This window comes from Streptomyces sp. NPDC088261, assembly GCF_044740805.1.
Taxonomy (GTDB): domain Bacteria; phylum Actinomycetota; class Actinomycetes; order Streptomycetales; family Streptomycetaceae; genus Streptomyces.
Map to the genome: position 1 here is coordinate 80226 of NZ_JBIURL010000010.1, position 25444 is coordinate 105669.

At 71.5% G+C, this 25444-nt stretch carries 25 protein-coding genes; 17 read left to right on the plus strand and 8 right to left on the minus strand.

Annotated features, from left to right (window positions below; genetic code table 11):
• Nucleotides 1-173: 173 nt before the first annotated feature.
• The 3 genes from ACIODU_RS20440 to ACIODU_RS20450 all read left to right on the plus strand — a co-directional run bounded on the left by ACIODU_RS20440 (nt 174) and on the right by ACIODU_RS20450 (nt 3591).
• Nucleotides 174-611: a gamma-glutamylcyclotransferase gene (locus ACIODU_RS20440; protein ID WP_161309502.1), complete on the plus strand. Its 438-nt coding sequence runs from the start codon at nt 174-176 to the stop codon at nt 609-611.
• Between the two features lie 255 nt (nt 612-866).
• On the plus strand, nt 867-1697 hold the full coding sequence (locus ACIODU_RS20445) for a purine-nucleoside phosphorylase (protein WP_401769266.1): 831 nt from the start codon (nt 867-869) through the stop codon (nt 1695-1697).
• Between the two features lie 217 nt (nt 1698-1914).
• Nucleotides 1915-3591: a phospho-sugar mutase gene (locus ACIODU_RS20450; RefSeq protein WP_401769268.1), complete on the plus strand. Its 1677-nt coding sequence runs from the start codon at nt 1915-1917 to the stop codon at nt 3589-3591.
• Nucleotides 3592-4657: 1066 nt separating this feature from the next.
• On the opposite strand, the gene ACIODU_RS20455 is transcribed toward ACIODU_RS20450, so the two are convergent.
• Complete coding sequence (locus tag ACIODU_RS20455; protein ID WP_356423840.1) at nt 4658-5293, minus strand: PH domain-containing protein; 636 nt, start codon at nt 5291-5293, stop codon at nt 4658-4660.
• Nucleotides 5294-5422: 129 nt separating this feature from the next.
• Here ACIODU_RS20455 and deoC point away from each other — a divergent pair, with 129 nt between their 5' ends.
• The 3 genes from deoC to ACIODU_RS20470 are packed head-to-tail and all read left to right on the plus strand — an operon-like array spanning nt 5423 to nt 8727.
• Entirely contained in the window at nt 5423-6370 is a 948-nt protein-coding gene (gene deoC / locus ACIODU_RS20460; RefSeq protein ID WP_401769515.1) for a deoxyribose-phosphate aldolase, read from the plus strand.
• Between the two features lie 34 nt (nt 6371-6404).
• A complete protein-coding gene (locus ACIODU_RS20465) occupies nt 6405-7847 on the plus strand; it encodes an aldehyde dehydrogenase family protein (protein ID WP_401769271.1) in 1443 nt (480 codons plus the stop codon).
• On the plus strand, nt 7840-8727 hold the full coding sequence (locus ACIODU_RS20470; RefSeq protein WP_161310236.1) for an aldehyde dehydrogenase family protein: 888 nt from the start codon (nt 7840-7842) through the stop codon (nt 8725-8727). The genes ACIODU_RS20465 and ACIODU_RS20470 overlap by 8 nt, the downstream gene beginning before the upstream one ends.
• Before the next feature lie 90 nt (nt 8728-8817).
• On the opposite strand, the gene ACIODU_RS20475 is transcribed toward ACIODU_RS20470, so the two are convergent.
• On the minus strand, nt 8818-9222 hold the full coding sequence (locus ACIODU_RS20475; protein ID WP_401769273.1) for a hypothetical protein: 405 nt from the start codon (nt 9220-9222) through the stop codon (nt 8818-8820).
• A 141-nt stretch (nt 9223-9363) separates the two neighbouring features.
• Between ACIODU_RS20475 and ACIODU_RS20480 the strand changes: the two genes are divergently transcribed.
• On the plus strand, nt 9364-10077 hold the full coding sequence (locus tag ACIODU_RS20480; protein WP_401769275.1) for a uridine kinase: 714 nt from the start codon (nt 9364-9366) through the stop codon (nt 10075-10077).
• A gap of 165 nt (nt 10078-10242) precedes the next feature.
• On the opposite strand, the gene ACIODU_RS20485 is transcribed toward ACIODU_RS20480, so the two are convergent.
• Nucleotides 10243-10929: a SigE family RNA polymerase sigma factor gene (locus tag ACIODU_RS20485; RefSeq protein WP_401769277.1), complete on the minus strand. Its 687-nt coding sequence runs from the start codon at nt 10927-10929 to the stop codon at nt 10243-10245.
• A 238-nt stretch (nt 10930-11167) separates the two neighbouring features.
• On the opposite strand from ACIODU_RS20485, the gene afsQ1 reads away from it, so the two are divergent.
• The 5 genes from afsQ1 (at nt 11168) to ACIODU_RS20510 (ending at nt 15181) form a co-directional block, all read left to right on the plus strand.
• Nucleotides 11168-11845, plus strand: a complete 678-nt coding sequence (gene afsQ1, locus ACIODU_RS20490) for a two-component system response regulator AfsQ1 (protein ID WP_161312356.1) — start codon at nt 11168-11170, stop codon at nt 11843-11845.
• Nucleotides 11743-13557, plus strand: a complete 1815-nt coding sequence (locus ACIODU_RS20495) for an ATP-binding protein (RefSeq protein ID WP_401769279.1) — start codon at nt 11743-11745, stop codon at nt 13555-13557. The genes afsQ1 and ACIODU_RS20495 overlap by 103 nt, the downstream gene beginning before the upstream one ends.
• A gap of 5 nt (nt 13558-13562) precedes the next feature.
• Entirely contained in the window at nt 13563-14180 is a 618-nt protein-coding gene (locus ACIODU_RS20500) for a hypothetical protein (RefSeq protein ID WP_356423857.1), read from the plus strand.
• Nucleotides 14181-14309: 129 nt separating this feature from the next.
• A complete protein-coding gene (locus ACIODU_RS20505; RefSeq protein WP_356423859.1) occupies nt 14310-14885 on the plus strand; it encodes a VanZ family protein in 576 nt (191 codons plus the stop codon).
• A gap of 92 nt (nt 14886-14977) precedes the next feature.
• A complete protein-coding gene (locus tag ACIODU_RS20510) occupies nt 14978-15181 on the plus strand; it encodes a PspC domain-containing protein (protein WP_161312354.1) in 204 nt (67 codons plus the stop codon).
• Nucleotides 15182-15307: 126 nt separating this feature from the next.
• Here the strand turns inward: ACIODU_RS20510 and ACIODU_RS20515 are convergent, their stop codons facing one another.
• Complete coding sequence (locus ACIODU_RS20515; RefSeq protein WP_161312353.1) at nt 15308-15622, minus strand: ATP-binding protein; 315 nt, start codon at nt 15620-15622, stop codon at nt 15308-15310.
• Between the two features lie 136 nt (nt 15623-15758).
• Nucleotides 15759-16904 carry an adenosine deaminase gene (locus ACIODU_RS20520; protein ID WP_401769282.1) on the minus strand — a complete coding sequence of 382 codons (1146 nt, stop codon included), beginning with the start codon at nt 16902-16904 and terminating at the stop codon, nt 15759-15761.
• 139 nt (nt 16905-17043) lie between these two features.
• Between ACIODU_RS20520 and ACIODU_RS20525 the strand changes: the two genes are divergently transcribed.
• Nucleotides 17044-17826, plus strand: coding sequence for an alpha/beta hydrolase (locus ACIODU_RS20525; RefSeq protein ID WP_401769516.1), 783 nt, complete (start codon nt 17044-17046; stop codon nt 17824-17826).
• A gap of 62 nt (nt 17827-17888) precedes the next feature.
• Here the strand turns inward: ACIODU_RS20525 and ACIODU_RS20530 are convergent, their stop codons facing one another.
• The gene (locus tag ACIODU_RS20530) at nt 17889-18860 is read right to left on the minus strand and encodes an SRPBCC family protein (RefSeq protein WP_401769284.1); all 972 of its coding nucleotides are present in this window, start codon (nt 18858-18860) and stop codon (nt 17889-17891) included.
• A 6-nt stretch (nt 18861-18866) separates the two neighbouring features.
• Nucleotides 18867-19577 (minus strand): histone protein, encoded by a 711-nt coding sequence (locus ACIODU_RS20535; RefSeq protein ID WP_356423868.1) that lies wholly within the window; start codon nt 19575-19577, stop codon nt 18867-18869.
• 260 nt (nt 19578-19837) lie between these two features.
• On the opposite strand from ACIODU_RS20535, the gene ACIODU_RS20540 reads away from it, so the two are divergent.
• Nucleotides 19838-21085 (plus strand): hypothetical protein, encoded by a 1248-nt coding sequence (locus ACIODU_RS20540; RefSeq protein WP_401769286.1) that lies wholly within the window; start codon nt 19838-19840, stop codon nt 21083-21085.
• Nucleotides 21086-21189: 104 nt separating this feature from the next.
• Here ACIODU_RS20540 and ACIODU_RS20545 read toward each other — a convergent pair whose 3' ends face one another.
• Complete coding sequence (locus ACIODU_RS20545) at nt 21190-22152, minus strand: LysR family transcriptional regulator (RefSeq protein ID WP_401769288.1); 963 nt, start codon at nt 22150-22152, stop codon at nt 21190-21192.
• A 62-nt stretch (nt 22153-22214) separates the two neighbouring features.
• Between ACIODU_RS20545 and ACIODU_RS20550 the strand changes: the two genes are divergently transcribed.
• The 3 genes from ACIODU_RS20550 to ACIODU_RS20560 all read left to right on the plus strand — a co-directional run bounded on the left by ACIODU_RS20550 (nt 22215) and on the right by ACIODU_RS20560 (nt 25434).
• A complete protein-coding gene (locus tag ACIODU_RS20550; RefSeq protein ID WP_401769290.1) occupies nt 22215-23498 on the plus strand; it encodes an MFS transporter in 1284 nt (427 codons plus the stop codon).
• Between the two features lie 189 nt (nt 23499-23687).
• A complete protein-coding gene (locus ACIODU_RS20555) occupies nt 23688-24383 on the plus strand; it encodes a L,D-transpeptidase family protein (RefSeq protein WP_161310339.1) in 696 nt (231 codons plus the stop codon).
• Nucleotides 24384-24450: 67 nt separating this feature from the next.
• Nucleotides 24451-25434: a sigma-70 family RNA polymerase sigma factor gene (locus ACIODU_RS20560; RefSeq protein WP_356423877.1), complete on the plus strand. Its 984-nt coding sequence runs from the start codon at nt 24451-24453 to the stop codon at nt 25432-25434.
• Nucleotides 25435-25444: the final 10 nt, after the last annotated feature.

The following is a 25444-nucleotide window of genomic DNA, read 5'->3' on the forward strand; positions in this document are numbered from 1 at the left end:
CGGGGTTCCGGGGGTGTCCCCGGGGGATGCAGTCGTACCCCATTGTCCCGCACGCGCCAAGTGGATTCGTCCCCGCCCGTCAGGTTCCTCCGTCCGAAGATCACCCGCCATCCGTTCGGGCGTCCTGACGGTGCACCGGCGGCCACGCCCCCACCTCCCGTACCCTCGGACCCATGTCGCTCTACGCCGCCTACGCCGGCAACCTCGACGCGCGGCTGATGTCCCGCCGCGCCCCGCACTCACCGTTGCGCGGGACCGGCTGGCTCAACGGCTGGCGGCTCACCTTCGGTGGGGAGCAGATGGGCTGGGAGGGGGCGCTGGCCACGATCGTGGAAGCGCCGCGCTCCCAGGTCTTCGTCGCGCTGTACGACATCGCGCCGATGGACGAGGACTCGATGGACCGCTGGGAGGGTGTCGGGCTCGACATCTACCGGCGGATGCGGGTGCGCGTGGACACGCTGGACGGCGAGGAGCCGACCTGGCTGTACGTCCTGAACGGGTACGAGGGCGGCCTGCCGTCCGCCCGCTACCTGGGCGAGCTGGCCGACGCGGCGGACTCGGCGGGCGCGCCGCACGACTACGTGATGGAGCTGCGCAAGCGCCCCTGTTGAGCGGGGGCGGAGCGGGCAGGCGTACGGACGGGGTGCGCGGCGCGGCAGTTCGGCCGGATCGGCCCGGACCGCCGTACACCCGGATCAGCCTTTGTCGTCGTACGGACAGGTCGGCTTCACACCCCGTACGTACAGATCAGGCCTCCCCGCCACGCGGACGGATCATCCTTTTGTCGGAAACAAGACGTTAACGATCCCGGCGCCGCCCCACCCGTCATCTACGCGCGTAGGGCACGACCGGCTACGCTCATCCGCGTGAACGCATCTGTTAACCCGGCCTTCGCCGACGGACCTGCCGACCCCCACGCCGCCGCAACCGAGGCCGCGGGCCTCCTGCGCGAGCTCACCGGCGCCGAAACCCACGACGTGGCCCTGGTGATGGGCTCGGGATGGGGACCGGCCGTCGACGCGCTCGGAGAACCCGAGGCGGACTTCCCGGTGACCGAACTACCCGGGTTCCCGGCGCCCGCGGTCGCCGGCCACGGCGGCAGGATCCGCTCGTACAAGATCGCGGAGAAGCGCGCGCTGGTCTTCCTGGGCCGTACCCACTACTACGAGGGCCGCGGCGTCGCCGCCGTCGCGCACGGCGTCCGTACCGCCGTCGCCGCGGGCTGCAAGACCGTCGTCCTCACCAACGGCTGCGGCGGCCTGCGCGAGGGCATGCGCCCCGGCCAGCCGGTCCTGATCAGCGACCACATCAACCTGACGGCGGTCTCCCCGATCGTCGGCGCGCACTTCGTGGACCTGACGGACCTCTACTCCCCCCGGCTGCGCACGCTCTGCAAGGAGATCGACCCGGCGCTGGAGGAGGGCGTGTACGTCCAGTTCCCCGGCCCGCACTACGAGACCCCGGCCGAGATCAACATGGTCCGGGTGATGGGCGGCGACCTGGTCGGCATGTCCACGGTGCTGGAGGCGATCGCGGCACGCGAGGCGGGCGCGGAGGTGCTCGGCATCTCGCTGGTCACGAACCTGGCGGCGGGTCTGTCGGGCGAGCCGCTGAACCACGAGGAGGTGCTCCAGGCGGGCCGCGACTCGGCGACGCAGATGGGGGCGTTGCTGGCGCGGGTGCTGGAGCGGGTGTGAGGTACAGGATGCGTCGGACGCCTTTGTCGTACGGGATGCGTCGGGCACCTCTGTCCGGCCCCGCACGTCTGCCCTAGGGTCACATCTCCGGGCCGAGGCCCGGTCACCCCCTTTACAGTCACCGGCCCTCACCGCCCATCCCCCTCACCCCTCACCCCTTATCCCTCATCCCCCAGCCCGCAGGCGCCGGTTCCGGCGCGAGGAGGTATCGCCCACCGTGCAGCAGGACATCGTCACGCGCGCCAAGGCCTGGCTGGCCGAGGATCCGGACGGGGACACCCGGGCCGAACTCGCCGCGCTCATCGACGCGGGAGACCTGGACGCCCTCACCGAACGCTTCTCCGGCACGCTCCAGTTCGGCACCGCCGGACTGCGCGGCGAACTGGGCGCCGGGCCCATGCGGATGAACCGCGCCGTGGTCATCCGGGCGGCGGCCGGCCTCGCCGCGTACCTCAAGGCACGCGGGGACGGCGGCGGCCTGGTGGTCGTCGGGTACGACGCCCGCTACAAGTCCGCCGACTTCGCCCGCGACACCGTCGCCGTGATGACCGGCGCGGGCCTGCGCGCCGCCGTGCTGCCGCGTCCGCTGCCGACGCCCGTCCTGGCCTTCGCCGTACGGCACCTGGGCGCGGTCGCCGGGGTCGAGGTCACCGCCAGCCACAACCCGCCCCGGGACAACGGCTACAAGGTGTACCTGGGCGACGGCTCCCAGATCGTGCCGCCCTCCGACGGCGAGATCGCGGCCGAGATCGCGGCGGTCGGCCCGCTGGCCGGCGTACCGCGGCCCGAGGACGGCTGGGAGACCCTCGGGGACGAGGTCCTGGACGCGTATCTCGCCCGTACGGACACCGTCCTGACACCGGGCTCACCGCGGACGGCGCGGGTCGTGCACACCGCACTGCACGGCGTCGGTACGGAGACCCTCCTCGCGGCCTTCGCGCGGGCGGGCTTCCCCGCGCCGACGCTGGTCGCCGAACAGGCGGACCCGGACCCGGCGTTCCCGACGGTGGCCTTCCCGAACCCGGAAGAGCCGGGGGCGATGGACCTGGCGTTCGCGACGGCGCGGCGGGTACGGCCGGACCTGATCATCGCCAACGACCCGGACGCGGACCGCTGCGCGGTGGCCGTGCCGGACGAGACGGCCGAGTTCGCCGAGGGCGGCGAGGGCGCGGGCTGGCGGACGCTGCGGGGCGACGAACTGGGCGTGCTGCTCGCGGCGCACCTGGTGAACAAGGGCGCGACCGGCACGTTCGCCGCGTCGATCGTCTCCTCCTCGCTGCTCGGCCGGATCGCGGAGGCGGCGGGGGTCGGGTACGAGGAGACGCTGACCGGTTTCAAGTGGATCGCCCGGGTCGAGGGCCTGCGATACGGGTACGAAGAGGCGCTCGGCTACTGCGTCGACCCCGCCGGCGTCCGCGACAAGGACGGCATCACGGCGGCGCTGCTGGTGGCGGAGCTGGCGTCCGAGCTGAAGTCCGAGGGCCGCACGCTCACCGACCTGCTGGACGACCTCGCGCTCGCGCACGGGCTGCACGCGACGGACCAGCTGTCCGTACGGGTCACGGACCTGTCCCTGATCACGGACGCGATGCGCCGCCTGCGGGAGCACCCGCCGGTGGCGCTGGCGGGGCTGGACGTGGTCTCGGCGGAGGACCTCAACGAGGGCGCGCTGGGGCTGCCGCCGACGGATGGCTTGCGTTACGTCTTGGAGGGTGATGGTTACCGGGCGCGGGTGGTGGTACGGCCGAGCGGCACGGAGCCGAAGATCAAGTGCTACTTGGAGGTCGTGGTGGGGGTTCCCTCGCGGGGGGCGCTGGCTTCGGCGCGGGCGTCTGCGACGGGCGTGCTTTCGTCCCTGAAGCGTGACGTTGCGGGGGCGGCGGGCCTTCGGTAGGCGTGGCCCGTTGTCCGTTGCGCTTCGTTCTTGTCCTCAATCGCCGGACGGGCTCCGTTTTGGCGTCTGCCCGGGGCGCGGGCGCGGCTTACTGATGTCCTCAATCGCCGGACGGGCTTGATTGTGCCCGCTGCGGGCCGCGTTTTCTGGCGCGGGTTGTTGCCGGGGGCCGGGCAGGGGCCGTGTCCTGCACTGCATGTTTTACGTCGCGTGCGCGCCCTCGTCTTGTTTGACGGTAGCCATGCGACACAAAACACGCTTTACGTTCCGGACACGACCCCTGCCCGTCCCCCTTCCGGGCCCGCGTACAAGCAACCGACGGCCCGTCGGGCGAGGGCGGGGCCGAGTGCCCCGCACCCGGGGGCAACCCGGGCCCGCCCAGAGGAACCTCCAGCCCGTCCCGACGCACCCCCAGCCGGTGCGCGGACGCCCCCCCAAGCCCGTCCGGCGATTGAGGACATCGTTGACCCGCACCCATCACCGGCACGGAGGCCAGCCCGGCCCGACGCACCTCCGACCAGCCCGGACGCCCCTCTCCACCCCGTCCGGACGCCCTCTCCAGCCCGTCCGGCGCTTGAGGACATCTTTGACCCGCACCAGCGCACCGCGCAGGGGCACCATCCAGCCCGCCCGGCCACACCCCCAGCCCGTCCGGCGCTTGAGGACATCAGTAAGCCGCGCCCGCGCAACGGACCGCGGGGACCCCGGGGCGGGCGGGGCCGTTCACTTCACCCCCGGCGTGAGGGGGGTGGGGTCGGAGGAGGTGCGTGTGACCGGACGTAAAGCGTGTTTTGTGGCGCATGGCTACCGTTAACGAAACAAGACCTTGCACGCGCCGTAAAACATGCAGTCCGGACATACGTGCCTCCGGAGGCCCCGCCCCCCGTCACCACGACACACCCAGCCCGTCCGGCGCTTGAGGACATCAGTAGGGCGCGCCCACCACCGGGCCGCAGAAGCCCGTCCGGCGATTGAGGACAAAGAAGGAAACCGCGCCCCCCACCGGGGCGCAGACGCCCGTCCGGCGCGAGGACAAAGCAAGAAGCCGCGCCCCCCCACCGCGGCGTCAGCCCGTCAGCAGCAGCACGATCAGGACCACCAGCCCCGCCACCGCAGGGGCAACCACCTCGTAAGCCCACCGCACGGCAACCCGCTCCGAAGCAGCCCCCCGCCGCCCGCCCCGCTCCGCGAGCTCCCGCAGTTCCAGGACCGTCTGGTCCGCCTGCGCCAACCGCGCCCCCGTGTCGTTCACATCCGCCGTGACGGACGTCATGTTGTGGGGATCGTCATGCGCCTGCCGCGACTGCCGCCGCGCCACCCGCTTCCGCTGCCGCAGCGACACCGGCACCGCCCACAGCTGGTACTTGCCCGCGTCCTCCGTGAACACCTCGCACGAGTACCCGGCCCGGACGTCCCTCACCGCCGACCACGGCACGGTGACCAGGCGGAAGGGGTTACGGATCCGGAGCCGGTCCTCGCCCGCGAAGACCGCCGGGCGCAGCGTGAACGCGATGACGAGCGGCACCACCAGCAGCAGCCCCGCCAGCGCGAGCCACGGCGTGCGGCCCGTGCCGTTGATGAGGGCGTCGCCGCCGAGCCAGACGGAGATCAGGAGCAGCATCACCCCGCCCGCGATCCCGCCCGAGGACCGGTAGACACGGTCGGCATAGGTCGGCTCGGAGGGCTGGTCGGTACTCGTCATACCTCCGATTCTGCCGTACGTCCTGAAAAGCACGGTCAGGCCACGGTCACATCTAGGGAACGCTCCCCTCCGGACGGCGGCCGACCCTGTACACACCGCTACGCGCGTAGATATGCTCCTCTGGTGACCATGCCGACCATCACCCACGAATTCGTGGACGCGACCGCGTCCGACAGCACACTGCGACGGTTCCTCCACGGACTGCCCGGCGTCGACGCCGTGGGCCTGGAGGCGCGCGCCGCGTCGCTCGGTACGCGTTCGATCAAGACCACGGCCAAGGCGTACGCCATCGACCTGGCCATCTCCATGATCGACCTGACGACGCTGGAGGGCGCGGACACCCCGGGCAAGGTCCGGGCCCTCGCCGCGAAGGCGCTGCGGCCCGATCCGACCGACCGCACCGCGCCCACCACGGCCGCGCTCTGCGTCTACCCGGACATGGCCGCGACGGCGGTCGCCGCGCTGGCGGGTTCGGGGGTGAAGGTGGCCTCCGTCGCCACCGCCTTCCCGGCCGGCCGCGCCTCGCTGAGCGTGAAGCTCGCGGACACCCGGGACGCCGTGGCCGCCGGAGCCGACGAGATCGACATGGTCATCGATCGCGGCGCCTTCCTGGCGGGCCACTACCTCAAGGTGTACGAGGAGATCCGCGCCGTGAAGGAGGCCGCGGGGGCCGCCCGCCTCAAGGTCATCTTCGAGACCGGCGAGCTGTCCACGTACGACAACATCCGCCGCGCCTCCTGGCTCGGGATGATCGCCGGCGCGGACTTCATCAAGACGTCGACCGGCAAGGTCGGCGTCAACGCCACCCCGGCGAACACGCTGCTGATGCTGGAGGCCGTCCGGGACTTCCGGGAGCGGACGGGGGTACAGATCGGCGTGAAGCCGGCGGGCGGGATCCGCACCAGCAAGGACGCGATCAAGTTCCTGGTGCTGGTGAACGAGACCGCCGGTGAGGACTGGCTGGACAACAACTGGTTCCGCTTCGGCGCGTCCAGTCTGCTGAACGACCTGCTGATGCAGCGTCAGAAGCTCAGCACCGGCCGGTACTCCGGCCCCGATTACGTCACGGTGGACTGAGGCGGAGATGGCAGCAGAGAAGGCATCCAAGAACGTGGCACGCACGAACGCATTCGCATACGCCCCCGCGCCCGAGTCGCGCTCCGTCGTCGACATCGCGCCGAGCTACGGCCTGTTCATCGACGGCGAGTTCACCGACGCGGCCGGCGGCAAGGTCTTCAAGACGGTCAGCCCGTCCACCGAGGAAGTGCTCTCCGAGGTCGCCCAGGCGGGGGCCGAGGACGTGGACCGGGCCGTACGGGCCGCCCGCAAGGCCTTCGAGAAGTGGTCGGTGCTGCCGGGCGCCGAGCGCGCCAAGTACCTGTTCCGTATCGCCAGGATCGTCCAGGAGCGCTCGCGCGAACTGGCCGTCCTGGAGACGCTCGACAACGGCAAGCCCATCAAGGAGACACGCGACTTCGACCTCCCGACGGTCGCCGCGCACTTCTTCTACTACGCGGGCTGGGCGGACAAGCTCGGGCACGCGGGGTACGGGGCGGATCCCCGCCCCCTCGGGGTCGCCGGGCAGATCATCCCCTGGAACTTCCCGCTGATGATGCTCGCGTGGAAGATCGCCCCGGCGCTCGCCACCGGCAACACCGTGGTCCTCAAGCCGGCCGAGACCACGCCCCTGTCGGCCCTCTTCTTCGCCGACATCTGCCGGCAGGCGGGGCTGCCCAAGGGCGTCGTGAACATCGTCACCGGCGACGGCTCGACCGGCGCGGAGCTGGTGGCGCACCCGGACGTGAACAAGATCGCCTTCACCGGCTCGACGGGCGTCGGCAAGGCCATCGCCCGGCAGCTGGCGGGAACGGACAAGAAGATCACGCTCGAACTGGGCGGCAAGGGCGCGAACATCGTCTTCGACGACGCGCCGGTCGACCAGGCCGTCGAGGGGATCGTCACCGGCATCTTCTTCAACCAGGGCCAGGTCTGCTGCGCCGGATCGCGCCTGCTCGTGCAGGAGTCGGTCCACGACGAGGTGCTGGACGCGCTCAAGCGCCGGCTGTCGTCGCTGCGGATCGGTGACCCGCTGGACAAGAACACGGACCTCGGCGCGATCAACTCCGCCGAACAGCTGTCCCGTATCCAGGCGTTGGCGGAGACGGGCGAGGCCGAGGGCGCGGAGCGCTGGTCGCCCGCGTGCGAACTCCCCTCCGCCGGCTACTGGTTCGCGCCCACGCTCTTCACGAACGTCACCCAGGCGCACACCGTCGCGCGGGACGAGATCTTCGGCCCGGTGCTGTCCGTGCTGACGTTCCGTACGCCGGAAGAGGCCGTGGCCAAGGCGAACAACAGCCAGTACGGCCTCTCCGCGGGCATCTGGACGGAGAAGGGCTCGCGCATCCTCGCGGTCGCGGGCAAGCTCCGGGCGGGCGTCGTCTGGGCCAACACGTTCAACAAGTTCGACCCGACCTCGCCCTTCGGCGGCTACAAGGAATCGGGTCACGGCCGCGAGGGCGGCCGCCACGGCCTGGAGGCATACCTCGATGTCTGACGAGCGACTGTCCGTCCTCAAGACCTACAAGCTGTACGTCGGGGGCGCGTTCCCCCGCAGTGAGAGCGGCCGGGTGTACGAAGTGACGGACTCCAAGGGCACGTGGCTGGCGAACGCCCCCCGGTCGTCCCGCAAGGACGCGCGGGACGCGGTGGTCGCGGCCCGCAAGGCGTTCGGCGGCTGGTCGGGCGCGACCGCGTACAACCGCGGCCAGGTCCTCTACCGCGTCGCCGAGATGCTGGAGGGCCGCCGGGGCCAGTTCGCGCAGGAGGTCGCCGCGTCGGAGGGCGTCTCCCGGTCGAAGGCGGCGGCGCTGGTCGACGCCACGATCGACCGCTGGGTCTGGTACGCGGGCTGGACCGACAAGATCGCCCAGGTCGTGGGCGGCGCCAACCCGGTCGCCGGACCGTACTTCAACCTCTCCACCCCGGAGCCGACCGGTGTCGTGACGGTCCTGGCACCCCAGGCGTCGTCCTTCCTGGGCCTGGTCTCCGTCCTCGCCCCGGTCATCGCCACCGGCAACACGGCGGTCGTGGTGGCGAGCGAGTCGTCCCCGCTGCCCGCGCTGTCCCTGGGCGAGGTGCTGGCCACCTCCGACGTGCCGGGCGGCGTGGTCAACATCCTGTCCGGCGGTACGGCGGAGATCGCGACCCCGCTGGCCGCGCACCAGGACGTCAACGGCATCGACCTGACGGGCGCGGACGAGGCGCTGGCCAAGGAGCTGGAGATCGCGGCGGCGGACAACGTCAAGCGGGTCCTGCGCCGCCGCGCCGACGACTGGACGGCCGACCCCGGCACGCGCCGCATGACGGCGTTCCTGGAGACGAAGACGGTCTGGCACCCGACGGGCAAGCTGGGCACCTCGGGCGCGTCGTACTGACGCGTTTGTGAGGGGCCGCTGTGGTACGTGAGGGTGCCCGCCGTTCTGTCGAGTCGAACGGCGGGCACCGTCCCGTACGGCCCCGACCGCTCACCCCGTGAGCAGCCCCGTCACCGCCCCCGCCACCGGCAGGTCCTTGATCGCTCCGCCGCTGGTGACCGGGGCCGTCAGACGGGCCGTCGAGACCGGCTTGAAGTCGCCGATCTGGGTGCCCACCGCGTTGTCCAGCGGGTCCACGCCCGTGCCCGCCAGCGGGTGCAGCTTGAGGCTCGTGAGCGGGCGCGCCGTGTGCGTCAGCGCCCCCGTGAGGCCCGACGCCGCCGCTGAGCCCGCCGCCGCCAGCGACGTGTCGTCCGAGGCGGCCACGGGCGCCACCGCCGGAGCCGCGTCGGCCGCCGTGCCCGCCAGGCCGAGGGCCGCACCGGCCGCCGTGACGGTCAGACCGGCGCGCAGCAGAGCGCGGCGCGGAGAGGGACGAGCTGCGTGACGTGCCATGGGGATTCCTGCCTGGCCGAGTGGTGTGTGTAATCGGAATGACACGTAGCGTAGTTGACCGGCCCTCTCCGACACCAACAATTCACCCCGAACCCTCCCCGGGGATCCCCTCCGGCGGTCCGTACGCCAGACTGGTGTCCCGTGAGCCTCCAACCGCACCCGACCCGGGTCGTGCTGCTCGCCGGCCCCTCCGGCTCCGGCAAGTCGTCCCTCGCCGCCCGTACGGGCCTGCCCGTGCTGCGCCTCGACGACTTCTACAAGGAAGGCGTCGACCCGACGCTCCCGCTCGTCCCCGGCAGTTCGGACATCGACTGGGACTCGCCCCTGTCCTGGGACGCGGACGCCGCTGTCGCGTCGATCGCGGAGCTGTGCCGTACGGGCCGTACGACCGTCCCCGTCTACTCGATCGCGACCAGTTCGCGCGAGGACACGGAGTCCTTCGACCTCGGGCACGCGCCGGTGTTCGTCGCGGAGGGCATCTTCGCCGCCGACATCGTCGCCCGCTGCGGCGAGCTGGGCCTCCTGGCGGACGCGCTCTGCCTGCGGGGCCGCCCCTCGACCACGTACCGCCGCCGTCTGCTGCGCGATCTGCGCGAGGGCCGCAAGTCGGTCCCGTTCCTGCTGCGCCGGGGGTGGCGCCTGATGCGCGCGGAACGGGGCATCGTGGCCCGTCAGGCGGCCCTGGGCGCGCACCCGTGTGCGAAGGCGGAGGCGCTGAGCCGTATCGAGGCTGCGGTCACGAAGGTGGCCGCGGTTCTTCCTGACCCGGTGGCCCTCCCGGCACCGGTGGTCCTTCCGGCACCGGCGACGGCCCCCGCCGGGACCACGGCCGCCCCCACCGCTAGCGGTCGCTGAGCACCCCGTACAGCCCGTACGGACAGAGGTGCGCCGAAAGCACGACGAAGCGGCTCGTACAGGACCCCCCGGACCTGTACGAGCCGCTTCGCCTTTCCCCCCGTGCCCCCGTGCTTCCCCCCACTCCCCGCCGTCTCCCCCGAGACGGCAGGCCCCCCACTGCCCTCAGGCGACCAGTTCGCCGAAGGACTCTTCCTCGTCACGGCCGAAGCTGAGGACCTGGTCCTCGCGCAGCCGGCGGAGTGACCGCCAGATGCTGGACTTCACCGTGCCGACACTGATGTCGAGGATGTCCGCGATCTCGGGATCGGTACGGCCCTCGTAGTAGCGCAGCACGAGCATCGTGCGCTGGGTCTCGGGGAGGCGGGAGAGCGCCTGCCAGAGGACCGCGCGCAGTTCCGTGCCGCGCATCGCGTCGGTGTCGCCCGCCGTCTCCGGCAGCTCCTCCGTCGGGTATTCGTTGAGCTTGCGCCTGCGCCACGCGCTGATGTGCAGGTTGGTCATCGTGCGGCGGAGGTAACCCCCGACCGCCGCCTTGTCGCTGATCCTGTCCCAGGCGCGGTACGTGGAGAACAGCGCGCTCTGGAGCAGGTCCTCGGCCTCGAACCGGTCGCCGGTCAGGTGGTAGGCGGTGGCGTACAGGGAGGCGCGGCGCTCCTGGACGTAGGCGGTGAACGCGTCTTCCGCGCTCTCCTTCTCGACCAGCGTCATGTACGACGAGGTCTTGACCTGACGCCCGGCGCCGCGCACGCACCCCCGCCCGTTCACGGCGCCGGACTTCTCGGTGCTCCGCGTGACGTCGTGGAGACGCGTGACAACTGCGCTTGAGGTGGTGCCGTGCAGTGCGTTCATCTCGCGCCCCCCGTCGGTTGGAGTCTGTTCTTTTCCCTGTGCCCATGAGATTGCCGGGGCAGTTTCATGGACCTGTCCGCCGACTGTCACAGGCCTGTCACAGGGGTCGTGGAGCGGTGGGGAAGCGCGGTGGAAGCAGGGTGAAAGCACCGGTGGAAGCACCGGTCGAAGAGGGCCGGAACACTGGGAGCGCTCCAACTGTCGAACTCCGGTCCCCCCATGGGACAGAATGGCCCGCGTGCCTTTCCTGCTGCTGATCGAGGACGACGACGCCATCCGCACGGCCCTCGAACTCTCGTTGTCACGCCAGGGCCACCGTGTGGCCACCGCGGCGACGGGAGAGGACGGCCTGAAGCTGCTGCGCGAGCAGCGCCCGGACCTGATCGTGCTGGATGTGATGCTGCCCGGGATCGACGGTTTCGAGGTGTGCCGCCGCATCAGGCGCACCGACCAGTTGCCGATCATCCTGCTGACCGCGCGCAACGACGACATCGACGTGGTCGTCGGGCTGGAGTCCGGCGCGGACGACTACGTGGTGAAGCCGGTGCAGGGGCGGGTGCTGGACGCCCGGATCCGCGCGGTGCTGCGGCGCGGGGAGCGTGAGTCGACCGATTCCGCGTCGTTCGGGTCGCTGGTGATCGACCGGTCCGCGATGACGGTCACGAAGAACGGCGAGGATCTCCAGCTCACGCCGACGGAGCTGCGGCTGCTGCTGGAGCTGAGCCGCCGGCCGGGGCAGGCGTTGTCGCGGCAGCAGTTGCTGCGGCTGGTGTGGGAGCACGACTACCTGGGCGACTCGCGTCTCGTGGACGCGTGTGTGCAGCGGTTGCGGGCGAAGGTGGAGGACGTGCCGTCCTCGCCGACGCTGATCCGTACGGTACGCGGGGTGGGCTACCGGCTGGACGCCCCTTCGTGAGTGGCGTGGCGGTGGGGCGCGGCCCGGACGGCGGTCCGGTGGGTGACGGCGTACGTGACTCCGTGCGCGAGGGCGTGCGGGACGGCGCGGGCGGCGGTACGGCGGACGACGGCGCGATAGACGGGCGCCCGCCGGAGAGCCGGGTCGCGCGCGGCAGTGCCGCGAAGAAGGCCGTCATGGCCAGTCTGCGCTGGACCAGCCTGCGGCTGCGGCTCGTGGTCGTCTTCGGCGCGGTGGCGCTGACGGCGGCGGTGTCCGCGTCGGGCATCGCGTACTGGCTCAACCGCGAGGCGGTCCTCACACGGACGCAGGACGCGGCGCTGACGGACTTCCACCAGGAGATGCAGAACCGCGCGGCGGACCTGCCGCTGCGGCCGCAGCAGAGCGAGCTCCAGAGCACCGCCGAGCAGATGGCGGGCGACAGCCCCGGTTACAGCGTCCTGCTGATCGGCGAGCGGGCCGAGGGGAAACCGATCGTGGGCGCCTCCGACCCCGACACCTTCACGCTGGACGACGTACCGGTTTCGTTGCGGAACGCGGTGAACCGGCGGCAGGCGGTGACGTCGGGGAACAAGTACCCCTTCCATCTCTTCTGGCAGCGTACGGAGCGCCACGGGACGCCGTATCTGGTGGGCGGGACGCGCGTGATCGGCGGCGGCCCGACCGGCTATCTGTACAAGTCCCTGGACCAGGAGCGGGCCGACCTCAACTCGCTCGCCTGGTCGCTGGGGATCGCCACCGCCCTGGCCCTGGTCGGTTCGGCGCTGCTCGCGCAGGCGGCCGCCACGACCGTGCTCAAGCCCGTGCAGCGGCTGGGCGAGGCGGCGCGGCAGCTCGGCGAGGGCAAGTTCGCGACGCGGCTGCGGGTGTCGGGGACGGACGAGCTGGCGGAGTTGTCCCGTACGTTCAACAACGCCGCGGAGTCGTTGCAGAAGAAGGTCGCGGACATGAGCGCCCGGGAGGAGTCCAGCCGCCGCTTCGTCGCGGACATGTCGCACGAGCTGCGGACGCCGCTGACGGCGCTGACCGCCGTGGCGGAGGTCCTGGAGGAGGAGGCGGACAGCCTCGACCCGATGATCGCGCCGGCGGTGACGCTGGTGGTCAGCGAGACGCGCCGGCTGAACGTGCTGGTGGAGAACCTGATGGAGGTCACCCGCTTTGACGCGGGTACGGCCCGGCTCGTCCTGGACGACGTGGACGTCGCCGACCAGGTGACGGCCTGCATCGACGCGCGGGCCTGGCTGGACGCGGTGGACCTGGACGCGGAGCGCGGCATCGTGGCGCGGCTGGATCCGCGCCGGCTCGACGTGATCCTGGCGAATCTGATCGGCAACGCGCTCAAGCACGGCGGTTCGCCGGTGCGGGTGGCGGTGCGGACGGAGGGCGAGGAGCTGGTGATCGAGGTACGGGACCACGGGCCCGGCATCCCCGAGGACGTCCTGCCGCACGTCTTCGACCGGTTCTACAAGGCGAGCGCGTCCCGGCCGCGCTCGGAGGGCAGTGGGCTGGGGCTGTCGATCGCGATGGAGAACGCCCATATCCACGGCGGGGACATCACGGCGGCGAATGTGCCGGACGGCGGTGCGATGTTCGTGCTGCGGCTGCCCCGGGACGGCTCCAGGACCGCGGACGCGGACCGGGGCCAGGACGGGGGCCGGGACCGGGATCGGGGCCGCGGTCGGGAAACGCGAGAGGGAGGCGACGTACGGTGAGACGCGTGAGCCGTACGCGCCGTACGGGCGGGATGCTGGCGGGGGTGCTCGCGCTGGCGTTCTGCGCCACGGCGTGCGGGATCAGGACCACGTCGGTGCCGGTGGACGCCGGGCCCGCGCCCTCGCGGATGCCGTGCGAGGTGCCGCGCAAGGACGTGATCACGCAGGCCGCGCCGGGGCTGCCGGTGCGCGTGTACCTGGAGTGCGCGTCCGAGCTGGCGTCGGTGGAGCGTGCCGCGCGGATCCCGGAGGAGAAGACCACGGACACCCGCGCGCGGCTCGCGCAGGTGCTGCTGGACGAACTCCAGGCGCGGCCGTCGGCCGCCGAGCGGGAGGCCGGTTTCACCACGGACGTACGGGGGCCGCTGGCCGTCTCCCCGGGGCGCTCCGCCGACCCGGCGGGCACACTGCGGCTGAGCCGGCAGCCGGAGGACCTGCCGGCCGCCGCGCTCGCGCAGATCGTCTGTACGTTCGCGGAGAGCGCGGCGACGGACGGGAAGGTCGTCCTGGCCGGTCCCGGCGACTATCCGCCGCGTGCGTACGTGTGCGCGGAGGAGACGAAGAAGCGGCCTGACTCGTCCGTACCGACCCTGGGCCCGGTCACCGCCTCTCCCCCGTCCTAGGAGGAGGGACACCGTCTCCTCCTAGGACGAGACGGACATGGGCCTGGCGGCCGGGTGATCCGGGTCTCAACCCGCTGTTCCCGGGTACGGAGCGGAACCGTTCGTCCCGGGCGTGGCGTCTTGGGATGCGTGCGCCAAGGCCCGGACGGCAGTGCCGTCATCCGTATCCGTACGGCGGGGCTCGTTCTCCTCGTCACGCATCTGTTGGTCGTGGCGTGGCTGACGCTCCGCCCGCTCGATGTCATGTGGGTCACCGCGGCGAACCTGCGACCCTTCGCGGGCATCAGGGCGGATCTCGCGCTCGGTCCCGTCGAGGCCTTCCGCCGCATCGCGGAGGGACTGCTCCTGCTGGCCCCGCTCGGGGTGCTGCTGCCGGTGGCGGGCGGGCGGCTGGCCGTCTCCCCCTGGGCCTCCCTGGCCCGTACGGTCGCGGCGGGCGCGCTGATCTCGCTGGCGATCGAGCTGCTCCAGACCGGGGTGCCCGGTCAGGTGGTCGACGTGGACTCCCTGCTGCTGAACACGACCGGGGTGGCCCTCGCGCACCTGGCGGTTGTCCCGGCGACCCGGTCCCGGATGCGCCGCAGGAGGCGCCCCCACACCCCCCGTACCCCCTCGTCCCCCGGGGATGACCAGGTACCCCTCCCGTGGGAGGAGTCGTCCCAGGGGGCGACCCCGACGATTCCCAGGGTCGGCGTGGCCCCGTAGAGCGAGGCGCGAACCCCTCCTCCGGCGCACCATGGAAGAGAAGGGGAGCTGCGACGGACAGACTCCCGAACGGTCTCGCGAAGGAGTTCATCATGGCCGCATTGGTCCGCCCCCGAGAGGGACGCATGATCGGTGGAGTGTGCGCGGCGCTGGCCCAGCGCTTCGGCACCTCCGCGACCACGATGCGTGTGATCTTCGTGGTCTCGTGCCTGCTGCCGGGTCCCCAGTTCTTGCTGTACCTGGCGCTGTGGGTGTTCCTGCCCGGTGAGAAGCGGGACGCGACCACCGCCTGGTAGAGACAGCCGCCGACCGTCCCGAAGGGGCGCACACCCTGATCGACGGGTGTGCGCCCCTTGCGCGTACGGGGACTCCGAGGGGCGTCGGCCTCCGAGGGCCGCGTCAGCCTCCCGGGGGGTACTGCCTCAGACCGCGGCGCCCTTGACCGGGAGGCCGCCGAGGAGGCCCGCGGCCGGGCCCGCCTGGAGCGCGCCGACGGCGATCGGGGCCGTCTGCTGGATGGTGCTGAGCGCGCTGCGGCCCGCGAGGAGCGCGCCGTCGACGCCCATGGGGAGCTGCTCGGCGATGTCCTCCGACGGAAGCGTCCGGGAGACGAGGTCCAGCGCGTTGCCGGCGTCGGGCACGGAGGGGGCGGCGGAGGCGCTGCCCGCGGCGGCGGTGGCGGCGAGGGCGGCACCGAGGGCGGCGACACCGAGAGTCTTGACAGCGGACTGCTTCATCTGGGTTTTCGTCCTTGGGGAAGGGGGAATATGAGCGGCTCTGCAAGGTAGCCAGCGCGCCCGCCGCCCGCAAACACCGGAGCGCCACGGGAATTCTGTGTTCCCGGTGGCGCCCCGATCCCCGTACTCCCGTGAATCAGACCACGGACTCGCTGGTCACAGCCGTCTGCCGGAACAGCCATTCGGATTTCAACTCGGCGTATCCGGGCTTGATCACGTCATTGATCATGGCCAGTCGTTCATCGAAAGGAATGAATGCTGATTTCATCGCATTGACTGTGAACCATTGCATGTCGTCGAGCGCGTAGTCGAACGCCTCGACCAGCAGCTCGAATTCACGGCTCATGCTCGTGCCGCTCATCAGACGGTTGTCCGTGTTGACCGTCGCCCGGAAGTGCAGCTTCCGCAGCAGCCCGATGGGGTGCTCGGCGATCGAGGTGGCCGCGCCCGTCTGGAGGTTGGAGCTGGGGCACAGCTCCAGCGGGACGCGCTTGTCGCGTACGTACGCGGCGAGGCGGCCGAGGGTCACCGCGCCGTCTTCGGCGACGTCGATGTCGTCGATGATCCGCACCCCGTGCCCGAGGCGGTCGGCGCCGCACCACTGGAGGGCCTGCCAGATGGACGGCAGGCCGAAGGCCTCGCCCGCGTGGATCGTGAAGTGGTTGTTCTCGCGCTTCAGGTACTCGAAGGCGTCGAGGTGGCGGGTGGGCGGGAAGCCCGCCTCGGCGCCGGCGATGTCGAAGCCGACGACGCCCGAGTCGCGGTAGCCGTTGGCCAGTTCGGCGATCTCCAGGGCGCGGGCCGCGTGCCGCATGGCGGTGAGCAGGGCGCCGATACGGATGCGGTGGCCGTTCTCGCGGGCGCGCCGCTCGCCTTCCCGGAAGCCCGCGTTGACGGCCTCGACGACCTCTTCGAGGGTGAGACCGCCTTCCAGGTGCTGCTCGGGGGCGTAACGGATCTCCGCGTACACCACGCCGTCCTCGGCCAGGTCCTCCGCGCACTCGGCGGCGACCCGCACGAGCGCGTCACGGGTCTGCATGACGGCGCAGGTGTGGGCGAAGGTCTCCAGGTAGCGCTCCAGCGAACCCGAGTCGGCGGCCTCGCGGAACCAGAGGCCGAGCTTGTCGGACTCGTTCTCGGGCAGCGACGTGTACCCCGTCTCGCGGGCGAGGTCGATGATCGTGCCGGGGCGCAGCCCGCCGTCCAGATGGTCGTGGAGAAGGACCTTGGGGGCGCGGCGGATCTGGTCGGCTGTGGGCGGACGGAAGGTCTGGCTCGTCATCCCCGCACTCTAGCGCCTACGCGCGTAGATCACCCGGGGTCGATACGTAACAGTGACCGTGCGGACGGGTGGAGTACACCTGTCCTTCTGAGACTGTTCTGTTATGGGACAGCGGGCAGTTCCCGGGCCGGGGGAGCGCATGGCGGGTGGGGACGGGCAGGGGCGTTCGGGCCGCGGGGAGCCGCACGCGCGGCTGGGGCGGGCCGTCCTGCCGCCGCCCACGGGTTCGGCGACGGGCGGGGTGGTGCTGGTCCTCCCGGAGGGGGACGCGGTGTCGCTCCGGCGGCCTTCCCTCGTGTCGCACGCGGGGGTGATGTCGCTCGCGCGGTCGCTGGCCAGGTCGGGCGCGGGCGAGGGGCTGGTGGTGCACGTCGTGCGGTACGGCCTGCGCGGCTGGAACGGCGTGGACGCGCGGCTCGCGGCGGACGCCCGCTGGGCGGCGGACGAGGTGCTGCGGCGGTACGGCGACGTGCCGGTGTGCCTCGTCGGGCACGGCATGGGCGGCCGGGCGGCGCTGCGGGCCGCCGGCCATCCGGCGGTCAACTCGGCGCTGGCGATGGCGCCCTGGCTGCCCGAGGACGACGTGGCGGGTGAACAGGAGCCGGTACGGCAGCTGGTGGGACGCCAGGTGCTCATCATGCACGGTACGAACGACGCGCGGACCGACCCCGAACTGTCGTACCGGCTGGCCGAGCGCGCCAAGAAGACCAACCGCGACATCTGCCGCTTCGAGGTCCACTCGGACGGCCACGCGCTGCGCCAGCACCACGGCGAAGTCCTGGCGCTGGCCACGGACTTCGTCCTGGGCGCGCTGCTGTCGCGCACCTACTCCCGGCCGGTCGCGGACGCGCTGGCGGCTCCGCCGCCGCTGGGCCTGCGGATGCCGCTGGCCGCGGGGTTCGGGCGGTCGTTACGGCGGTAGACCTCGGTGCGTCCGGAGTGCCGGACGGGCGGGGGCGCGGCGCGGCGCGGGGCCGTCCGGACTCAGCCCGCTTTCTCCTCGTCCTCCTCGTCGTCGTCCTCCCACTCGCCGGTCTGCTCGTCGTCGTCCTGCTCGTCGTCATCCTGCTCGTCGTCGTCCTCGAACTCGTCCTCGGCGTCGTCGTCGGGGGCTTCCTCGTCCTCGTCGCCCTCGTTCTCCTCGTCGGCGATGGCGTCCTCGTGCGAGCGGACGACTTCGCCGTCGCGGATCTCGCCCCGCCAGCCCTCGGCCTCCTCGTCGGTGAGGGTCACGTACCGCTGGAAGTGCTTGAAGTCCAGCCGCATCCGCCGCCCCTGCACGCGCCAGAGGTTTCCGGTCTTCTCGAAGAAACCGGCGGGATAATATTCGATGACCAGGACGATCCGGGTCAGTGAGGGCGCCAGTTCGTGGAACGTGACCACGCCGTGGGTGGATCCCTTCGCGCCTTCCGATTCCCAGACGATGCGGTCGTCGGGGATCTGTTCCAGAACGGTCGCCTCGAAACTCCGTGACGACGGGCCCACCTTCACCTTCCACTGGGTGGTCGTCTCGTCGTCCGCCGAGACACTCCGTACCCCCTTGGTGAATCCCGAGAACTTCTCGTAATTCGTCCAGTGGTCATAGGCGGTCCTGATCGGGACACCCACGTCCAGCGACTCGATGACACTGGTGACTTTGGTGTCACCGGCCTTGCCGCCGCTTCCACCGCCACCGCCGGTCACCTTGTCGACCACGTTGTCCTTCACATCCTTCGCCTTGCTCGATATCAGCGTCTTCACAGGCGACTCACCGAGGCCGACGAGCGTCCCTATCGAGGGGAGCTTTCCGTCGTTCTCCGCGATCTCTGTCAACTGACCCGTGATACCCGTGAGTTTGTCCCCGGCCTTCTCGGCGAGATGTCCCACCTGGGCGCCGACAAAACTCGTGATCTCGCCCCGCACCTTCTCCACGGCGGCATTGCCCATACGGGCTATCGCTTGCTCGGTCTTGGCCATGGCTGTTCACCTCCGGCGATCGGCGCGCGGTGACGTCTTCTTGGCCGCCTTCCCCGACGGCTGGTCATTCTTCCTCCCCGACTTCCCGGCCGGGGTCCCCTTCTTGGCCGCCGTCTTCTTCGCGGGAGCCGACTTCTTCGCGGGGGCCCGGCGCGCGGGCTGCCGCTTCTTCGGCGCGGGCCGCTCCGGGCGCTGGGACCGGGGGTGACGGCGCTGGGGCTCCTCCGCCGCCTCCTCGTCGTCCTCCTCCTCGTCCGGCTCCTCGTCGTCCGGTTCCTCCTCGTCGGTCTCCTCGTCCGTCGCCTCTTCCGGCTCCTCCTCGTCGGAGTCCTCCGGCTCCCCCTCCTCGTACTCGTCCTCGTACTCCTCCTCGTCGCCCTCCTGCTCCTCGTCCTTGCCGCCCTTGCCGCCGAAGCTGGGGCCGTGCCCGCCGAGGGCGCCGGAGAGCGAGCCCATGCCCCTGCTCGCCACGGACGTGAGCGCCTTACGGGCCGCCTGGGCGCCTTCCGTGCGCACCTGCTCCTGGAGCTCCGCGACCTGGGGAACCTCACCGAGGCGGCTCACTCCCCCGGAGATCAACTGCCGCGGTGAAACGCCCATTCGCTTGCCGGTGAGATATGTGGCGGCCGTCAGGGCGAGCCGCCCTTTCTTGGTACGGCCGAGCACATAGCCACCGACGATCGCCGCGCCCAGCGCGAATTTGCTGTTCTCCGCCATGGAGTACGCCACCTTCCAATGCCTCGAGTACGCCCGGCTCTTGACGTTCGGCGCCCGAATGGGCCCGCCCGCGTCCACACCGGCATCCCCCGTGGAACTCCTTCCAGTGTGCGTGGCATGCACGGCCGACGCCATTCCGCCGATTGCCCGAGCGGAGTGCGACCGCTTCTCACACAGAGCGACAATCTCCGGACGGGCACGGATCGTGCGACCATGGCCGGAAGGGGAAAACGGGCCAGATCCGAGGATGTGCTGCGGGCATGGGGAAAGACGCGGAATACGCCGAAGAACCGTCCGACGAGACGTACGACAATGCCGAACCGGACGCCCTGGAAGCCGAATCCGACGACGCCGACGCGTATGTGGACGACGGCGACGAGGAAATAACGGGCGAGGTGGCCGAAGAGGGGGAGGCGATGGGCGACGAAGAACCCGACGTCTATCTCGACGTGCCGGTGCTGCACGTCGAGGAGATCAATCTCCAGGTCGAGGATCTCAGGGCGCGTGTGTCGCTCCAGGCCGAGGTGCTGGATCTGCTCAAACTGAATGTCGGCGCCGATGTCGAACTCGGCCGGGTGGAACTGGACATCAAGGGCGTCGAGGCGGAGGCCCAGCTCAAGGTCCGGCTGCACCACGTCGCCCTGATCCTCCAGCGGGTGCTGACCACGATCGACCGGAACCCGCAGATCCTGGAGCAGATCACCCGCGGTGTGGGGTCGGCGGTCCAGGAGGTCGGCACCGGCACGCGGCAGGCGGTCGGGGAACTCGGACGCGGGGCAGGCGGCGCGGTGGAGCACGTCGGCCGGGGAGCGGGCGAAGCCGTCGAAGAGGTGGGGCAGGGCGCGGGCGGCGCGGTGGAAGGCGTCGGGCGCGGGGCGGGGAGCGCTGTGGAGCACGTGGGCCGCGGGGCGGGTGAGGCGGTCGAGGAGGTCGGCGAAGGAGCCGGAGGAGCCGTTCAGGACGTCGGCCGGGGTGCGGGCGAGACGGTCCAGGGCGCCGGAGAAGCGGTCCGGGACGTGGGTGAAGGCGCCGGCGGCGCGGTTCAGGAAGCGGGCCGGGGCGCCGGCGGCGCGGTGGGCGACGTGGGCCGGGGCGCCGGGAAGGCGGCCGGGGACGTCGGCGAAGGTGCCGGAGAGGCGGCCGGGGACGTCGGCCGTACGGCTGGGGACGCCGTCGAGGAGGCCGGGGACGTCGGCGAGGACGTCACGGATGACATCGGGGACGACGTCGGTGAAGACATCGGTGAGGAGACCGGGGAGCTCGCTGAGGAGGCCGGCGAGGACGTCGAGGAGGACGCCGACGACGTCGAGGAGACCGGCCGGGACACCTCCCGTACCGCCAGGAACACCGGCAAGAAGGTCCGCAGGACCGCCGACAGGGCGCCCGGTGCCATTTCCGGTACGGCGAAGTCGAGGCGCCGGAAGCCGCCGACGCGGACCGTCGGCAAGCGCTCCCACGAAACCGCCGACGCCGAGGGACGCGCCCCGAGGCGGCGCGCCGAACGCTGACGGCCGGCCCGGTGAGTCCCTGACGGCCGCACGCGGTCGGTCCGGGGTCGGTTCGCCGCCCCCGGCCGGCCCACTCGGTCCGCCGCCCCCGGTCAGGTCCCGGGTCAGTCCGGCAGGATCTGTCCCCGCCGGGACAGGAGGAAGCGCTTGAACTCCGCCACCGGCGGGGTGTCCGGGTGCCCGTCCAGCCACGCCAGGCCGATCTCCCGTACCGCGCGCGGTGCCGTCACGGTCAGTTCCACCACCCCGGGCCGGGCCACCGCCGGCGGGGGCAGCAGGGCCACCCCGAGCCCCGCCGCCACCAGGCCCCGCAGGGTCTCCGCCTCCTCCCCCTCGAACGCGACGCGCGGCTTGAAGCCCGCCTTGGCGCACAGGTCGTCGGTGATCCGGCGCAGCCCGTACCCCGGTTCGAGCGTGACGAACGATTCGTCGGCCGCCTCGGCCAGCCGGACGCGCTTGCGGCCCGCCAGCCGGTGGTCGTCGGGGACGACCAGGCGCAGGCGCTGCACGTCGACCCGCCGGGCGACCAGGTCGGGGGCGTCCGGCACCGGTGAGGTCAGGCACAGGTCCAGCTCCCCGGCGCGGAGGCGTTCGATCATCGCCTCGCCGTAGTTCTGGACGAGTTGGAACCGTACCCGCGGATGGTCCGCGCGGAAGGCCCGGATCAGACCCGGCACCGTCTCCGAGCCCATGGTGTGCAGAAAGCCGAACGCGACCTTGCCGGACTCCGGATCCGCGTCGGCCCGTACGGACTCGGCGGCCCGCTCCACCTCGGCGAGCGCGCCTTCGACCGAGGTGAGGAACGCCCGGCCGGCGGGGGTGAGCGAGACCGTACGGCCCTTGCGGGCGAACAGGGCGATCCCCAGGTCCTGTTCGAGCCTGACCATCGCCCGGGAGAGCGTGGACTGCGGGACTCCCATGTCCTGCGCGGCCCGTGTCACGTGCTCGTGGCGGGCGACCCCGGCGAAGTAGGCGAGGCGCGGGGCGAGCAGCGCCGGCCAGGACTCGGGATCCAGGTCGGCCTGCGGGGAGTCTCGCGTACCGTCTGATCTCGGTTGATGCGCCATGGGATCGATTATCGGCATTCTCCGCATTGGACGCATGAGCGGCGAGTGCCTACGTTCGTCGTATGCCTTCTGTCAGTACCGAGGCACCCGTCACGGCGGGTGCCTCCGCAGCGCCGTCCGTGCCCCTCGCTCCGAGTGATCAGCTCACCCCCGGTGGCCCCGGCTACCGGCGCATGAGCCTCGCGCTCTTCGCCGCCGGGATCGCGACCTTCGCCCTCCTCTACTCGACGCAGGCCCTCCTGCCCGCGATCTCCGCGGACTTCGGTGTCACGGCCGGGCAGGCCAGCTGGACGGTGTCGGCGGCGACGGGCGCGCTCGCCCTCTTCGTCCTGCCGCTGAGCGCGCTCTCCGAGCGCTTCGGCCGGCGGACGCTGATGACCGCCTCGCTGGTGGTCGCCGTCGTGGTGGGGCTGCTGGTGCCGTTCGCGCCGAACCTGGAGTGGCTGGTGGCCCTGCGCGCCGTGCAGGGCGCGGCGCTGGCCGGGCTGCCGGCCTCCGCGATGGCGTTCCTCGCCGAGGAGGTACGGCCGAAGGCGCTGGTCGCCGCGATCGGACTGTTCGTCGCGGGCAACAGCATCGGCGGGATGAGCGGCCGTATCCTCACCGGCTGGGTCGCCCAGGCGTGGGGCTGGCGGGCGGCGCTGGCGGCGGTCGGGCTGCTGGCGGTCGCCTGCGCGGTGGTCTTCCGCGCGCTGCTGCCGAGGGCCAGGAACTTCACCTCGCGCACGCTGAGCCCGCGGGCGCTGGCGAGGACGGTCGGGGCGCATCTGTCCGATCCGCTGCTGCTGCGGCTGTACGCGATCGGCGGGCTGTTCATGACGGTGTTCGGCGCCGTCTACACCGTGATCGGCTACCGGCTGGTGGCCGATCCGTTCAACCTGCCGCAGGGCGTGGTCGGCTCGGTCTTCGTCGTCTACCTGGTCGGTACGGTCTCCTCGGCGGCGGCCGGCCGGCTCGTCGGGCGGCTGGGGCGGCGCGGCGCGCTCTACCTGGCCGTCGGCACGACGACGGCGGGCCTGCTGCTGTCCCTCGCGGACGCGCTCGCCGCCGTCCTGCTCGGCCTGGTCCTGATCACGGCGGGCTTCTTCGCGGGCCACGCGGTCGCGTCGTCGTCCGTGAGCCGTACGGCCAAGTCGGGCCGCGCGCAGGCGTCCGCGCTCTACCAGTCCTCGTACTACCTGGGCAGCAGCGCGGGCGGCACGCTGGGCGCGATCGCCTTCCATACCGGGGGCTGGGCGGCGACCGTGGCGCTCGGGCTGCTGGCGGTGCTGGGTGTCGTGTCGATCACGCTGTACGGGTCGCGCTGCGCGCGGGTGGAGCGGCGCCGGGTGCTCGCGGGCCACTGAGGCCACCGCGGGCCGGGGGTCCGCCCCGGGTACGCCGGGGGTCCCGCTGGGGGTCCCTGTTACCCAATCGCCGTACAGGGGCGTGCAACTGCGCGTACCGTTCGTCCGTCTATCTCCCTGACACGCGCTGCAACAACGCGCGGCACACAGCCATGTCGGAGCAGGTACGAGGACGGACGGGGCGGGACCATGGGAAGTATCGGACGCAGAGGGGCCGTCGCGGCGGGGATCGCCGCGCTGGTGGTGCCGTTGACCGTGGCACTGGGCGGCACCCCCGCGCAGGCGGCGAGTTGTACGACCAGTACGGGGCCGAACCAGAAGCAGGTCGAGAAGTTCCTCGGCCGGCCGGTGGACGGCAAGCAGTCCGCCACCGACTGCAAGGCCATCCGTGCCTTCCAGTCGAAGCACGGCATCACGCCGACGATCGGCTACGCCGGGCCCGTCACCTGGGGCGTGATGGACCTCATGAACAAGCAGAAGGCCGCGGGCAAGACGCCCAACAAGGCCGGGAAGTGCCCGACCAACAAGGGCCGGATCGCCTGTGTCGACCTGACGCGTCAGCTCAGCTGGATCCAGGACGGCAAGAAACTGGTGTACGGACCGGTCCCGGTGCGCACCGGCCGCGACAAGTACGAGACCAGGACGGGCCTGAAGAAGATCGGCTGGCGCGACAAGAACCACGTGTCGTCTATCTACGACGTGCCCATGCCGTACAGCCAGTTCTTCGACGGCGGCCAGGCGTTCCACTCGGTGGGCGTGAGCATGTGGAACCCGCCGGGTTCGCACGGCTGCGTGAACATGACGACGGCGGCGGCCTCAAAGTACTGGTCGCTGCTCAAGACCGGGGACGACGTCTTCGTGTACGGCCGCAAGCCGGGAACCTGAGCCGATTGTCAGTGGGGTGCGGTAGCTTCCGAAGGACTGGTTCCAAGGGGGCGACTGGGGTGACCCGATGAGTGATCTCGCGACAACAGAGGATCTTGATTCCCGGCTGGAGAAACACCGGACGGAGCTGACGGGGTACTGCTACCGGATGCTCGGTTCGGCGTTCGAGGCCGAGGACGCGGTGCAGGACACGATGGTGCGGGCGTGGCGCAGCTTCGACAAGTTCGAGGGCAGGTCCTCGCTCAGGTCGTGGCTGTACCGCATCGCGACGAACGTGTGCCTGGACATGCTGAACGCGGGCAACCGCAGGGCGCGGCCGATGGACCTGACGGCGGCGACGCCGGTGGCCCAGGCGCAGCTCAACGCGCGGCCCGAGGTGACGTGGCTGGAGCCGGTCCCGGACGGCCGGGTGCTGCCCTCGGTGGCGGACCCGGCCGAGCGGGCGGTGGAGCGGGAGACGATCCGGTTGGCGTTCATGGCGGCGCTCCAGCACCTGCCGCCCAAGCAGCGGGCCGTGCTGATTCTGCGCGAGGTGCTGGCGTGGAAGGCGAGCGAGGTCGCGGAGCTGCTGGGCACGACGGTGGCTTCGGTGAACAGCGCGCTCCAGCGGGCGCGGGCGACGATCGCCGAGTCGGAGCCGGCGTCGACGGACGCGGCGGATCCGCTGGACGACGAGCAGAAGGAGCTGCTGGAGCGCTATGTCACGGCCTTCGAGGGCTATGACATGAAGGCGCTGACGACGCTCCTGCACGAGGACGCGACGCTGTCCATGCCGCCGTACGACCTGTGGCTGCGAGGCCACGACGACATCGTGGGCTGGATGCTGGGGGTGGGCTCCGTCTGCCGGGGCTCGCGCCTCATCCCGACGGTGGCCAACGGCACGCCGGCGTTCGCGCACTACCACCCGGCGGAGGACGGCAACGGGCATACGCCGTGGGCGCTGATGGTCATCGAGATCGTGGACGGCCGGATCTCGGGCATCAACTCGTTCCTGGACACGGAGCGGTGGTTTCCGCTGTTCGACCTGCCGGCGCGGCTGGAGAAGGAGTAGCGGATCCGTG